General features: G+C 25.7%; 14 protein-coding genes. 6 read left to right on the top strand and 8 right to left on the bottom strand.

Annotation, left to right across the window (positions count from 1 at the left end):
• Positions 1–38 precede the first annotated feature (38 nt).
• The 7 genes from X275_RS00065 to X275_RS00035 form a co-directional block, all read right to left on the bottom strand.
• A complete protein-coding gene (locus tag X275_RS00065) occupies positions 39–1,031 on the bottom strand; it encodes an ABC transporter substrate-binding protein (protein ID WP_047266960.1) in 993 nt (330 codons plus the stop codon).
• A gap of 31 nt (positions 1,032–1,062) precedes the next feature.
• A complete protein-coding gene (locus tag X275_RS00060; protein ID WP_047266959.1) occupies positions 1,063–2,139 on the bottom strand; it encodes an ABC transporter ATP-binding protein in 1,077 nt (358 codons plus the stop codon).
• Positions 2,140–2,152: 13 nt separating this feature from the next.
• Positions 2,153–3,844, bottom strand: coding sequence for an ABC transporter permease (locus X275_RS00055; RefSeq protein ID WP_047266958.1), 1,692 nt, complete (start codon positions 3,842–3,844; stop codon positions 2,153–2,155).
• A 39-nt stretch (positions 3,845–3,883) separates the two neighbouring features.
• A complete protein-coding gene (locus X275_RS00050) occupies positions 3,884–4,867 on the bottom strand; it encodes an ABC transporter substrate-binding protein (protein ID WP_047266957.1) in 984 nt (327 codons plus the stop codon).
• Positions 4,868–4,958: 91 nt separating this feature from the next.
• Positions 4,959–5,738 carry a DUF3919 family protein gene (locus tag X275_RS00045; RefSeq protein ID WP_047266956.1) on the bottom strand — a complete coding sequence of 260 codons (780 nt, stop codon included), beginning with the start codon at positions 5,736–5,738 and terminating at the stop codon, positions 4,959–4,961.
• A complete protein-coding gene (locus X275_RS00040) occupies positions 5,731–7,140 on the bottom strand; it encodes a sensor histidine kinase (RefSeq protein WP_047266955.1) in 1,410 nt (469 codons plus the stop codon). Before X275_RS00040 ends, X275_RS00045 begins: the two co-directional genes overlap by 8 nt.
• Positions 7,130–7,810, bottom strand: coding sequence for a response regulator transcription factor (locus tag X275_RS00035; protein WP_047266954.1), 681 nt, complete (start codon positions 7,808–7,810; stop codon positions 7,130–7,132). The genes X275_RS00040 and X275_RS00035 overlap by 11 nt, the downstream gene beginning before the upstream one ends.
• A 170-nt stretch (positions 7,811–7,980) precedes the next feature.
• Here X275_RS00035 and X275_RS00030 point away from each other — a divergent pair, with 170 nt between their 5' ends.
• Together X275_RS00030 and X275_RS00025 are read left to right on the top strand one after the other, a co-directional pair.
• A complete protein-coding gene (locus X275_RS00030) occupies positions 7,981–8,637 on the top strand; it encodes a hypothetical protein (protein ID WP_047266953.1) in 657 nt (218 codons plus the stop codon).
• A gap of 245 nt (positions 8,638–8,882) precedes the next feature.
• Positions 8,883–10,418 carry an ATP-binding protein gene (locus tag X275_RS00025; RefSeq protein ID WP_047266952.1) on the top strand — a complete coding sequence of 512 codons (1,536 nt, stop codon included), beginning with the start codon at positions 8,883–8,885 and terminating at the stop codon, positions 10,416–10,418.
• A 47-nt stretch (positions 10,419–10,465) separates the two neighbouring features.
• Here X275_RS00025 and X275_RS11630 read toward each other — a convergent pair whose 3' ends face one another.
• Positions 10,466–11,896: a hypothetical protein gene (locus X275_RS11630; protein WP_047266951.1), complete on the bottom strand. Its 1,431-nt coding sequence runs from the start codon at positions 11,894–11,896 to the stop codon at positions 10,466–10,468.
• A 518-nt stretch (positions 11,897–12,414) separates the two neighbouring features.
• Here X275_RS11630 and X275_RS11870 point away from each other — a divergent pair.
• The 4 genes from X275_RS11870 to X275_RS00005 all read left to right on the top strand — a co-directional run.
• Positions 12,415–12,534 (top strand): subclass IId bacteriocin thuricin17, encoded by a 120-nt coding sequence (locus X275_RS11870; RefSeq protein WP_442914807.1) that lies wholly within the window; start codon positions 12,415–12,417, stop codon positions 12,532–12,534.
• 49 nt (positions 12,535–12,583) lie between these two features.
• Positions 12,584–13,723 (top strand): radical SAM/SPASM domain-containing protein, encoded by a 1,140-nt coding sequence (locus X275_RS00015; RefSeq protein WP_052913437.1) that lies wholly within the window; start codon positions 12,584–12,586, stop codon positions 13,721–13,723.
• A gap of 5 nt (positions 13,724–13,728) precedes the next feature.
• The gene (locus X275_RS00010) at positions 13,729–14,583 is read left to right on the top strand and encodes an ABC transporter ATP-binding protein (RefSeq protein WP_047266950.1); all 855 of its coding nucleotides are present in this window, start codon (positions 13,729–13,731) and stop codon (positions 14,581–14,583) included.
• A gap of 4 nt (positions 14,584–14,587) precedes the next feature.
• Positions 14,588–15,211: ABC-2 transporter permease (locus tag X275_RS00005; RefSeq protein WP_052913435.1), on the top strand; the 624-nt coding region annotated here is incomplete at its 3' end.

Raw genomic sequence — 15,211 nt, 5'->3', positions numbered from 1 at the left:
TTTAATTTAGGCGGCTAATGCCGCCCTAATGTATTATATTACTTTGCTCCAATTTCTTTATTCCATCTTTCTACTAATCTTTCTCTATTTGCTGCATCCCAGACAAAATTTTGATTTACTATTCTTAGTTCTTCAATATTTAATGGTGCTTTATCTTTTGGAGCTAATTTTGAAACAGGTAATACAAACCATTTTGATATCATTTCTTGAGCTTCTTTTTTTAACATCCAATTGTATAATTTTTTTGCTGTAACTGGATTTGGTCCATTTTTTATCAAAGACATTGAAGCTAATTCAAAACCTGTACCCTCCATAGGAACGGTAACTTTTAATGGAGCTCCATTAGCAATTAATTTAAATAAATCATGAGCATAACCAATAGCAAAAGGTATTTCCCCAATTGCTGCTTGTTTCCCACCAGCAGAACCAGATTTGGTATATTGGTCTATACTATCATCTAATTGATGTAAAAACATAAAAGTTAATTCTTCATCTTCATGGAACATGTGTAAAATTGTAGTTATAACATTATAAGCTGTTCCAGATGTATTTGGATTTGCTACTCTAACTAGTCCTTTATATTTAGAATCAATAATGTCAAACCAGCCTTTTGGAGCTTCTAATCCTAATTCTTTTGCCCTTTCAGTATTTGTTGCAAATGCTAATACACCTATGTATAGCCCAATCCAATAATTTTCTGGATCTCTAAATTGTGCAGGAGTATATTGTGCCAAAGGTGACTTATACGGCGTGGTTAAACCTTTTTGCTTTGCTTCAACATGCCCTAAACCTACTCCACCAACCCAAATTGAAGCCTGTGGGTTTTCCCTTTCTGCTTCAAGCCTTGCAACTGTTTCTCCGGTTGAAAGTCTAACCCATTCAACTTTAATGCCTGTTTCTTCTTCAAATTTATCAAATAATTCTTTAGCAAGTGGTTCTTCTAATGTTGTATATGCTTTTACAACATCACCAGCTGAAAAAATCATGACACTTAATACTAAAACAATAACCAAACCAAATAACTTCTTCATTTTTACACCCCCATATTAAAGATATTAATTTTTATTCATCTCCTATTATCCAGGAAGCTATATTACTAAAATAAAGATTAATGTTTTCACCTATCTTCGGTATTTTATTTTCAATAGGATTAAACAGAACACAACTTACTATTTTATTTTTTCCAGTTATAATTTCATATTCAACATATGAACCAAGATAAGTTACTTTTTTTACAACACCAGAAATAGAATTTTCTTTTTTCCTATAACTTAATGATTCTGGCCTTAATACTATTAAAACTTTTTCATCTTCTTTCAATTCGTTACTTCCTGTACAATAGAATTCTTTTTCTATTTCTTCACTATAAACATGATATACATCTTTTTCTTTTTTTATTATTTTTCCTTTAATAAAATTAACTTTACCTATAAAATCAGCAACAAATTTATTCATTGGTCTGGAATATATTTCAAAAGGAGTTCCTACTTGCATTATTTTTCCTTTATTCATAACAACTATTACATCTGATATACTCATTGCTTCTATCTGATCATGGGTTACATAAACACTTGTTATTTTTAATGCTTTTTGTATTTTTCTGATTTCAGATCTCATGGATTCTCTAAGTTTAGCATCTAAATTTGATAATGGCTCATCAAATAATAAAACTTTCGGTTCCATCACAAGACTTCTTGCAAGTGCAACACGTTGTTGTTGTCCACCAGATATTTGATCTGGACGTCTATTTTCCATACCTTCGAGACCTATTAACTGTATTATTCTTTTCGTTTTTTCTTCTATTTCATTTTTAGATAATTTTTTTAATTTTAACCCAAATTCTATATTTTCTTTAATTGTCATATGAGGAAATAAAGCATAACTTTGAAACATCATGGAAACATCTCTTTTATTGGGAGGAATATTAGTAATATCTTTTTCATCAAGAAATATCTTCCCATTTGTCGGAGTTTCAAACCCAGCTATCATTCTTAATGTAGTAGTTTTACCACATCCGGAAGGTCCAAGAAATGTTACAAACTGTCCTTTATCAATTTTAAGAGAAAAATTATTAACAGCTATTGTTTCACTCTCTTTACTTTTAAAAATTTTATATATATTTTTTAATTCCAGACTCATACTTGACACCTACCTATTCAGACACAAAATCGTTATTTACTATAGAAATTTTATTCTTTAAAAGAACTTTCATTAATAGCATAAATGATAAGATAATAAGTATTAATACAACTGAAAAAGCACAAGCTTCAGACAACCTTCCTGAATCTGTTTGACTTAATATTTGAACTGTCATTAAATTCCAATCTGCAGATACCAGAAATATTGCAGCACTAATTGCTGTCATTGCCCTTACAAAAGAATAAACAAGTGCAGAAAAAAATGCTGGAACAATCAATGGCAATGTTATTTTAGAAAAAACTACTTTATCATTTGCACCGAGTGTATATGCTGCTTCTTCAATTGCAGGATCTATCTGATTTAACAGCGAAACTCCAGTTTGAATTCCTACAGGAATATACCTAAATATAAAATTTAATACTAATATAGCAAATGTCCCTGTTAACAATAATGGCTTTGAATTAAATGCAAGTATATATCCTATACCAACAACTGTACCAGGAACTGCAAAATTAAGTAATGATACAAATTCCAGTGTTTTTTTCCCTGGAAAAGTTTTTCTAACAATCAAAAATGCTATTATCATACCTAAAACTGCTGATATAGGTGTAGAAGTTAAAGCTATTGCTAATGTATCTTTTATCGCTTCTCTACCAACATCAAATACATACTTAAAATTCTCCAGTGTAAATTCATTATTCATTCCCCAAATCTTCGTAAATGCACCCCAGAAAATAGTAACATATATTAATAAAATAAATAATGAAATAATTAAGCACAAGGAAAACAAAAACCATTTTGCAAATTTATTAACACTTTTTAATTGCGATGTAGTTGGTTTGCCAGTAACTGTTATATATTTCTTTTTTCCTATCCAATATTTTTGTAAAATAAAGGCTATTAATGATGGTAACAATAACCATACAGCTAATGCTGCACCACTACTCAAATCGAACATTCCTGTTATTTGTAGATAAGCCTGTACTGATAAAATTGGGAATCTCGAACCAGCTAATATTAAAGGGTTTCCAAAATCCGCCAGTGATTCTATAAATAAAATTAACATTGTACTTGCAATACCTGGAACAGATAAGGGTAAAATTATTTTTGTAAAAACCTGCCATCTGGAAGCTTTTAAATTAAATGCCGCATCTTCCAGAGTTGGTGAAATTGTAGATATAACCCCATCAAGTGTTATAAAAGCTACAGGAAAGAAAGTTACTGTTTGAGCTATCATTAATCCCCAAATTCCGTAAACAGGAAATGTTCTTATACCAAAAATTTTTGCTGTTATAATACCATTAAAACCGAACAACATTATTATAGCCATAGCACCTATAAACGGTGGAAACACCATAGGAATAATCGCTATAGTTTTGAAAAATTTCTTTAATGGTATATCAGCTCTATTTATAGTATAAGCATAGAGAAAACCTATTAAGGTTCCAATGACAGCAGTTAATGTTGCTATTAAAATGCTGTTTTTAAATCCCTGTTTCATATAATCATTAGAAAGAATAGAATTGTATATTTCCAATGACAATCTTCCATCTTCATTGGTAAAACTGACTATAAAAACCTTAAATAATGGAAAAATTATAAATATAAATAACGAAATAAATATCAAAACAATTAAAATTAATAAAGATGGATTATTTAGCATACTTTTTATTTTATTATAAAATTCCTTATTTCTTATTTTCATAAATCCATCCCTCCAAAAAAAAGGGGGAGTCCCCCTTTATTATTTAACTGGTAAAACTTCTTTTATCCATCTTTCGACAATTCTTTTCTTGTTTTGTGCTGCCCAAATTTCATCAACAGTAATTAATTTTATTGTTGATAATGGCTGTAATGTACCAAAATTAACATCAGACCTTACAGGATAGAAAAATGTTTTTTCATCAACAATTGTTTGTTGGCCTTTTTTCGATAATAACCAATCGACTAAAACTTTTGCTTCATATTTATGTTTTGCACCTTTTACAATAGATACACATGCTGCTTCATAAGGAACACCTTCTTTTGGAAATACTACTTCAATAGGATATCCCTGTTCTTTAAACTGGAAAAATGCTGGAGTGAATTGAATTCCCAATCCCGCCTGGCCAACACCTACTGACTTTGAAGGTCCTGTTCCACTTTGCGTATAGGATTGAACATTTTTAGCTAATTTTTTTAAATAATCTATCATTCCATCTTCACCATAAATTGATATTAGTCCAGTAATAAATGCATAAGCTGTACCAGAAGTTTGAGGACTTGGATATTGAATCATATTTCTATATTCAGTTTTTAATAAATCCATCCAACTCTTTGGGAGGTCTGCTTTTATCTGCTCTAAAACTTTCAAATTAACTCCTATACCCAGCGGGTTCATATAAAAAGCATGATAATAACCTTCCACATCATAAAAATTAGGAGCAATGCCATATACACTTGTAGTTTTATATGAAGTGGTTAATCCTCTTTCTTTTGCAATAATATGATTTGGCATCGGAGCTCCGAACCACACATCAGCCTGCGGATTCTCTTTTTCAGCTTCAAGTCTTGCTAATGCTGGACCAGAAGAAAGGAAAATATACTTTACCTCTATACCCGTCTGCTTTGAAAATGCATTTAAAATCTTTCTCGCATTTGCTTCGTCAACACTGCTATAAATAATTAATTCGGAAAATGATAATACAAATAGAGACAAAATCAATATAAACAATATGCCTTTTTTCATTTCAATTCCCCCCTTAAATTTTTATACAATAATATAATAATAAAAAAATGCTTTAATATACGCTCAAAAATGTATTAAAAATGTAACTATATTAAAATAAATTCTTTAGGAAAGTTAATATATTTCCTTTCATCATATATAGAAAAGTATTTAGGTAGTATATTGTGAAGTAATCATTATTTAAGACATTAATTTGAAGAAATTCTTTATTATTATTTAGAATCTTTATTTTAAATAATGGTATATTATTATCCTCTAAAATTTTACCGATTATTTTAGCAGAAACTACTTTTTCTGAGGTAGTTAAAATTTTATACAATCTCTTTTTATTTTTATAATCTTCAATATATACTCCCTTTTCATGATTAAAAGCTATTACTTTATTATTTTCATTTACAACTTCACTTGCCAGGTTAATTGGTAAAAATAATTTCTCCTTAAGCTTTTCTTTGATATACTGTAAATCTTCATTGTTTTCAATTCCATATATCTTGTCATTTATTTTTATATTTTTTTCAATTTCAAAATATTTTATACTTCCATCTAAAAAATAGATTTTCCCAAAAATACCCTTGTAGTTTTCTTTTTCTGATGAAGGAGATATATAATTATAAACTGGTAATTTATTAATTCTTTCCCATATATCGAAAATAAAATCGGGATCTTTTATTTCATAGAAAGATAAATATTTCATTGAAACTATCATTTTTATCGGCGTTGACGAATTATATCTTCTTATCATTTCATTTTTATCATTTATAAAAAACACTCTATTAAAATCTTTATTTAAGATATATGATTCAAAATATATTATTATTATCACTAGAAACAAAAAAATAAATATATATCTCTTTATCTTTTTATCATCCATTTTCTATCCACTCCATTGAAAATTTCAAAGTTACTATAGTTCCATTGTTTCCTTCAATCGTTATATCTCCATTATGTTTTTTCATTATTTCTTTTGTTATACACAATCCAAGTCCATAACTTGTTTTTCCACTTTTTGAAAAAAAAGGATTAAAAATATTTTCTAAAATTTCTTTTTTTATACCAATACCATTATCTTTCAAAACAATATAATATTCTTCATTTATTAAAAAGGATTCTATCGTTATCTTAGAACATTTACTATGTTTTATTGAATTGTCAAGAATATTTAAAATTACTTCTTTTATCTTTTCATAATCAAATAATAGAATTCTATTTTCGATATTATTTTCAACTATTATAGAAAATTTCTTTAACCTTGGATTTAATATACCTACGCATTCATCAATAACCTTTTTTATATTATGTTTTTTAAAATTAAATTCAAAATCATTTTTATTCATTTTAGATATGTAAAGTAATTCCTCAACCAACTTTAATAATCTATTACCTTCTTTTGTAATATAATTTATAGAAATGTTTTTATCTTTTTCATCTTTTAATCTTAAAAGAAGATTTGCATGACCTAATATTGAAGTTATAGGTGTTTTTAATTCATGAGTTATATTATCTATAAAAACTTTTTGTTTTTCTTTTTCTTCTTTTAATGACTTTATATAATGTTCCAATTTTTCAATCATAATATTAAATGATTTTACAAGAGAATTTATTTCATCATTACTTTTAATAGATATACGTTCATTAAAATTTCCATTAGCTATTTTCTCTGTTTCTTCCTGTAATTTTCTTATTGGTGTTGTAATTGAATTAGAAAAAAAGAAATTCAAAATAACAACAGCAAGTATCGAAAGTAGGCTAATTATAATTAAAGTAATTTTTATATTGTCTATTAATCCAAATTCTAACTCCATTGGATAAATAAACCTTATAACTCCAATAACTTCGTTTTCAAAAAATATTGGACTTGAAAAAAACAAAGTAATTTCATTTCCATCCTTTTTTAATATATAATTTTTCATACTATTAGCAGCATAATGAATATCCTGATATACATATAATTTTTTTGTAATCACACTATCAGCAAGCAAATTTTTTCTATTATCATATATTTCGATATGGAAATGATATTTTCTAAATAAATAGTCGGCAATAAATGGTGAAAGTTCATTTAATTTAGTATAAATATTTTCATCCCTATATTTTTTTAATGTATTTATAATATATATCTGACTTTCCTGACTATACTCTGTCATTCTCTTTATAACATTTGATATAATATTTTTTTGAAATGTGTTTAATGTTATAAAAAAAATTACTATTAAAATAATAATAGTGGAAGATATATTTAAAAATAATATTTCATTTTTTATGCTATTTTTCATCATCCACCTCTAATTTATATCCAACGCCATAAATTGATTTTATATATTTATTATATTTTCCCATCTTTTTTCTTAATCTTTGAATTGCCATATCAACAGCTCTCGTATCAACATCATTTTCGTATCCCCAAACTCTTTCTAGCAAAAAATCTCTTGATAAAACCTGATTATAATTACTCATAAATAAATTCATCAATTCAAATTCATTTTTTGTTAAATATATTTTTTCTTTATTTATATAAAAATCACGGGATTTATTTTTTATTTCTAATTTCCCTATAGAAAATCCACTTGGTTCTATTTCTGCTTTTTTTATCCTTTTTAAAATATTTCTAATCCTCAAAATCAATTCTTTGCTGTCAAACGGTTTTGTAATATAATCATCTGCCCCTAATTCTAATCCTAATAACTTATCATTTTGATTATTTTTAGCAGTTAATATTATTATAGGAATTTTATAATTGGTAAATTGCATTTGTTTCAACAATTCAAAACCATCATAATCTGGAAGCATTAAATCCAAAACAACAAGATCTGGATACTCTTTTTTAAATAAAAGCAACCCTTTATCTCCATTTTCTGCAGTTATAACTTCAAAATTTTCAAGAATTAAGTTCATTTTTATAAGATCCAAAATACTTTTTTCATCTTCAATTATCAATATTTTCATAGAATCCTCCTTTCGTTTCTCTAATATTATTATACCATTAATATTTTCTATTCACCTACAATTTTCTAAGCTTTTTCTAAGCAAATACTAAGTTTCTTTTAAGGTAAGTAAGTTATTATATAGTTGTCGAAGGACAAATAAAAAAACAAAAATACTATGGAGGTGTTATTATGAAAAAGTTTTTAACAGTATTATTAATTGGTGGAATGATGGCAGGTTCTATTTTTGCATTTAACGCAAATGCTCCAAGGGTATATCATGATTCAGATGTTGCACCAATGTATGAGAATTATTCAGGAATTCGTGGCGGTTATATGTTCTCAGATGAAGAGTTAATTACTGCAAATGGAACTATTGAATCTATTGAAGAAAATGAAAATTATCCAGGAATGTTAGAAATTAAGGTTAAATTTGACAACGGTGAAATTGTTGAATTACATGCAAATTCTTATTTTGTAAAAGATTTAGAAGTAGGAAAAAATATAGAATTAAAAGGTTGGATAATTAAATTAAATGATGAAACAATATTTAAACCAATTGAAAGCAAAATAGATGGTAAAGAAGTAGTGTTAAATGGTTTTAAAGGTATGGCAATGAGAGGTTCTGGATATACAACAATGCAAGGTTATATTCCAAACAGAAGACCTGTTAATAATTTTAGAGGAATGAGAAATTCTCACAACTTAAATTACAACAATTGGAATCACAAACCTATGATGAATAATTACTACAATAATTATAATTTTAGAAATCCTGCACCATACAATCAAATGCCTGGGTATTCACCTATGAGAAATCCTGCACCAATGCCACGAGGAAGAAGATAATAAATATAAACACTAAACCTATTCAGCAAAAAACTTTAAGTTAATTTTTTCGTGCATTTCACCATATATTATTATAAATAAAACGGGATCAAAAATCCCGTTTTATTTATTTTTATATACTTTTTATAAACCAATTTTTATACAACTGAATTATATCACATTTCACTAATATAAATAATATTTCGAATTTTTATATAATATTAATTATGATATAATTAAATAGATACGCTACGGAGGTGGAAATGATGAAAAAATTACCAATAGGTGTACAGGACTATAAAAAAATAATAACAGGAGATTTTATATATATAGATAAAACTAAATACATTTATGATTTAGTATCATCTGAAGTACCAATATTTCTTTCAAGACCACGGAGATTTGGGAAGAGTTTAACAGTATCAACATTATATTATTTATTCAAAGGAGAAAAGGTATTATTTAAAGATACATATATATATGATAAATGGGAATTTAAAGAATATCCAATAATAAGGATAAATCTACTTTTAGCAGCAACTGATGATGAAGAAAGATTTAAAAAGAGTTTGACAAAAATAATAAAAAGAGAAGGATTAATGAATAATATAAAAATAGAAGAAACAGATTATAAATTTGCATTTGATGAATTAATAATGAAATTATCAGAAAAAGGAAAAATAGTGATACTGGTAGATGAATATGAAAAGCCAATATTAGACAATATAAATAATAAAGAAAAAGCAGAAAGATACAGACAAATATTAAGAGACTTTTATACTAACATAAAGGCGAATGATGAATATATAAAATTTGTTTTCATAACAGGAATCACAAAATTCACAAAAACAGGTGTATTTTCAGCACTTAATAATTTAAATGATATATCTTTAGATACAGATTATTCTCAGATGCTTGGATATACTCAAGAAGAATTGGAATATTATTTTGAAGATTATATAAAAGAAACAGCAGAGAAGTTTAAAATAACAACAGAAGAATTGCTAAAAGAAATGAAAAAATATTATAATGGATTCTCATTTGACGGAGAACATTATGTATATAATCCATTTTCAATATTAAAATTCTTTCAAAAAAAGAAATTTCAAAATTACTGGTTTGAAAGTGGATCACCATCATTTCTATCAAAATATATAGAGGACAAAAAAGTAACCTATGAGGATTTAGTAAAAAACACAGTAAGTGCAATGGATTTCTCAACAAGAGAAATAGAAGATGCCAATGCAAATATATTCTTTACACAAGCTGGATATCTAACATTTAAAGGAATAAAAAGATATGGATTAACAGAAAAATACATATTAGATTATCCAAATCTCGAAGTAAAGAACAGTTTTTCAAAATTAATATTAGAATCAAATTACAAACCAAAAGAAGAAGCATATGAAAGGGTATATGAAATATATGAAAAAATAGAAAAAAATGACATAAAAGGATTAATAGAAGAAATAAAAAAAATAATAAGTGCAATACCGTATAACTTACACAAAAAAGAAGAAAAGTATTATCACTCATTAATATTCACAATAATAGCATCAGCAGGAATAGATGTAAAAGCAGAAGAATTAACAAACTTAGGACGAAGTGACCTTGTAATAGATTTTGATGAAAGGATATATCTTTTTGAAATAAAAGTGGATAAAAGTGCAATTGATGCAATAAACCAAATAAAAGAAAAGAAATATTATGAAAAATATAGTGGAAAAGAAATATATATAATAGGGATAAATATCAATTCAGAAAAAAGGAATATTGATGATTATATAATTGAAAAGATATAACTGCATACAATCTCAAATTAACAAAATCCCCGAAAACGGGGATTTTGTTATAAGAATTTATCAATAATCTCATCAATCGAAATTCTATCATCATCCTCAAAAGAAAAATAACCAAGAGCAACGCGTTTATAACCAAAACCATATTTAATGGCAAAATCAAGGATTTTTCCTTTTGGATAAGGAGTAATAGGCCATTTGATATCATAACGAACACAATTTCTCAAAAACACATCAAAGATTTTCATTTCTTCATCACTGAGATCAAAATAGTGAAGAATAAACTCCTTAAAATTCTTCATATTTTTTAAAAGCTCAGTGATGAGTTTTTTTCTTGCTATGAAAAATGGAGAAACATCATATCCTCTTTCTTCAAAATTTTCAGAATTTGTCAATCTTTTTTCAGCTTCTTTCACATCAAAATCTGATAACATTATATTAAAAAAATGCATCTTCTCATAATCCCTTGAGAAGTATTTAATGATTTTATCTTTATCTCCTTCAAAAATCAATTTTAAAATATGACTCTTTGTAAAATATGGTTTTTCTATTAATACGCTATATATTGCGAAAAATAATATTTGAATTTCTTTTTTCGATTTATTTAGTTTTTCAAAATTTATTTTATATGATTCCCTTATCTTCTTTTTCATCTTTTTCAATTCAATCTTTTTATCAAATTTATCTTCTACATTTATTTCAGGATAATACTTTTTTAATTGATTTACAATATTTATTATTTCTAAAATTCCTAAGTCATTATTAATTCTTTTCACTTCAAAAATAGTATCAAACCAATTGTAAGTTTTTGACAAATCCTCAAAATAATAACCAATATAATATTCAAGCAATTCAACTGCAACTAATGCTTTCTTTTTATCTTCATTCCTGATCCACCACGCAGCAGAATTCAATCCTGCACATATCATTGTAGGATGCGGAAACTCCTTTGCGTGAAAAAAACCTTCTACAAATAAATCAAAAGCTTTATTAAAATTTTTTGTATTTAAAGATTGCCTAGCTTCAGAGTATTTTAATAAAGATAATTGTGCTTCACTTTTTTCATATTCTTTACTCCAATATCTAATACCAGAATTATTTATAAAGTTAGAAAATCTTGATTCTATATATCTTATAGCAGGTATTATTATTTTACGACATTTATTATTGATGTATGGGATTTCACTCTTTATTTTGTTCAATTCCAAATTTGCTTTTTTTATCTTTTTATTATTAAATAAAATGCTTATTTTTTCAAGAGTTGCAAGTTCTTTTAAAATAGTACTAGTAGTAGTAGTAATGGTTAAATCAGCGTATTTATATGCTTTTCTATAATCAAATCTCCATATATTTTTTAAACATAATAAATAATATTCAATAGCTTTATCCGAAGAGTCAATTAAAATATAATTTACAATTGGTTTTGAAAATGCGCCATATTCAATAATATCAATTAAATCATTTAGTGATATTTTATTCATAAAACACCTCTTAAAAATATTGTATTAAAAATGAAAAAAACATTTAAAAATAGCGTTTTATTAAGTTTATATTTCGAAATATTACAAATTGTAACATTAGAAGATGAAAAATATGAATAATAAAGAATTTTATAACATGAACAAAAGATTTCTAAGTGGAAACAAAAATCATGTTATTTTGCCCTTTTATAAAACACACTAATAATCATACATACATAAGATGAAAAAACACTTGAAAGTCATATGGAAACTGGTAAAATAAGATTCGAGGGGGTGGAAAAATGAAAAAAATAATTATATAATATACAAATTCAACTACTCATTCGTTTAATCCAAAAATTCAACAGGAAATTAATAATTTAATTAAACCATTTTCACATTAATTATATTATAACAAACTTTGATAATTGTAACAAAAAGCCGGCTATTAATATCTAGTACTAGTAAAACACATCTGAGTTGCTTGATTCTGACGTCAGAATAACTTAATAAAAAATTTTATAGAAAGGAGGTATTTTATGCCAACGCCAGAAATGGTTACAAGCGATATAACTTGTTGGAGCTGTTTAGCTTGTGCTTTTTGTGGGCTATCTTTTACAGTTATTTCGGCTTTATCAGGATTAAGCACAGCCTCTTAATAGTATTATAGGGAATGTTTAAGAAGACTATAATATAATAGAGAATAAGGTGAAAAATTTTATTGCAAATATAAATAATACTTATGGTATTTATATTAATTTTCAAAAATCACCAAAATATCGTTCTTTAATTATAAAAGATAATTACAATATTTATCCTAAAGTAGCTTCAATTGAACTAACAAATAAATGTAATATAAAATGTTTACATTGTTATGGCGATTTTAATAGTAGTTTGAATAATTTTATTAGTTTAAATGATGCAAAAAAAATTCTATATGAGCTAAAAAATTTAGGGGTAAATATTATTGAACTAACCGGAGGAGAAATAACAACATATCCATTTTTAAAAAAAATTATAACCTATGCTCTTGAACTAGAATTTAAACAGATAGGATTATTAACAAATGGAATATATATTTCTGAAGAAATTATGAATACTATTATTTTAAATAAGTCAAAAATATTTATTCAAATAGACTTACATAGTTTAAATGATGAATATTTAAAATGGTTTACTAAAACTTCTAATTCTTTAAATGAAATAAAAAACAACATATATATACTTGCAAAAAATAAAGTTAATATGAGAGTTGCAACAATTGTTACTCCAAAAAATTTAGATGAGATTGAAGAGATTGCAGATTGGGTATATAATTTAGGGATTAAATCTTTTGGTATCAGCCCGGTTATAGAATTAGGAAGAGCAAAAAACATGAACAAAAATTTATATTTAAACGATAATGAATATATTCAGTTGGATATATTATTGGATAAAATAAACAAAAAATATCCAAAATTTCTATCCCTTATAGAATTCGGACAATTAAAAAATTCTAATTGTGGATGTATTTCATCTCATGTTGTAATCTCAGCTACAGGTGAAATAAAAATGTGTACAATGGATAACATGAAATACTTTAATAGTAATTTAGGTAATGCCATAAAACAAAATATAAAGAATATTTATGATATCAACTCAAAATATATAAATGATATTTTCAATTTAGAATCTCCAAAATTAAATTCTGAAGAATGTAAAGAATGCAAATATAGATATTTCTGTAATGGTTGTTTGCTTAGAGGGTTTATAAAAGCAAAAGAATTAAAAAATAATTGTAAATGGTATAAAAACAAAGTTTCTCAAATCATAAAAGAACAGTTAAGGATAGAAGAATTTCAGAGGTGATTTAAATGGGAAATATATTAGAAGTAATTAATTTAAGAAAAACATATACTCTTTTTAAATTAAATGCAACATTCAACGTAAAAAAAGGAAAAATTACAGGATTTATTGGTATAAACGGTTCTGGGAAAACAACCACAATAAAATCAATTCTTGGCCTTGCATTAAAGGAAAGTGGAATTATAAAAATATTTGGAAAAGAATTAAATAAAAAGACTGAAAAAGAAATAAAAAATCGTATAGGGATAGTATTTGATGAAGGTTATTTTTATGAGGAATTAACTTTAAAAGAAATGAAAAAAATAATATCTTCCGCCTATTCGAATTGGGATGAAGAATTATTTAAAAAGTATATAAAAAGATTCAACTTACCTTTAAATCAAAAGATATGTAATTTATCTAAAGGGATGAAAATGAAATATGCAATTTCTTTAGCCCTTTCACATGATCCAGAGCTTTTGATTATGGATGAACCAACAAGTGGGTTAGATCCTTTAGTTAGACATGAATTAATGAATATATTATTGGAATTTATGAAGGATGAAAATAAAAGTGTATTTTTTTCAACTCACATAACATCGGACTTAGATAAAATTGCAGATGATTTAATATTAATCAACAACGGAAAAATTATTTTTTGTGAAGATAAAAAAGAACTACTAAATAAATATGTAATAATTAAAGGTTCAAAAGAACTTGTTAATGATGAAATAAAAGAGTTATTTTTAAATTTAAAAATTTCAGAAGATTATTTTGAAGGTTTAACTGATAAGAAAAACGAATTAAGTAGTTTATTTAGAAAAGATGTAGTAATTGAAAAACCTACTATAGAAAATATAATGCTTTATCATGTTGAGAGGTGAAAAAATGAAATTAATACTAAATCTTATAAAAAAAGAATTTTTTCTTGCAAAAAATTATTTATTGATAACCCTTGCTACTGCAATATTTATTCCATTGTTTGTAAATAGTAAAATAGGTAATATTGGAGGAAGTTTTATAATTTTTTTCATTACAGTTATTTATACAGAATATCTTTTATATAATTCAATTTCAATAGTGGAACATAAGTACAAAGGTTCTTATTTACTCAGTGCAACACCATATTCTAGAAATACACAAGTAAAGGCAAAATATATATTTATTTTGATAATTTTTTTCATATGTTTTCTTCTTTATAGTGCGGTTTCTATAATTTTTGCTATTCCAAAATTAAATCTATTTTCAACTGGATTAACGTTGTTAATAACAAGTATTTTTTTTGGCCTTATTATTCCAATCCAATATAAATTTGGATATGAAAAAACAAAATATATTTCTGCAACTTTGATTTTTTTAACCCCTTTTTTATTACCTAAATTTTTGCAAAATTTAGCTTCAAAAAATTACACTTTTAAAATTTCAGATCAAATTTTAATTCTATTATTTTATTTATGTGCATTAATATTGGTTCTCCCACGAAAAGAGTGGGTAATTAAGAAAAAGACAATT

It is taken from the genome of Marinitoga sp. 1197 (assembly GCF_001021165.1).
GTDB lineage: Bacteria > Thermotogota > Thermotogae > Petrotogales > Petrotogaceae > Marinitoga.
This window is presented reverse-complemented; position numbering and strand designations above follow the sequence as displayed.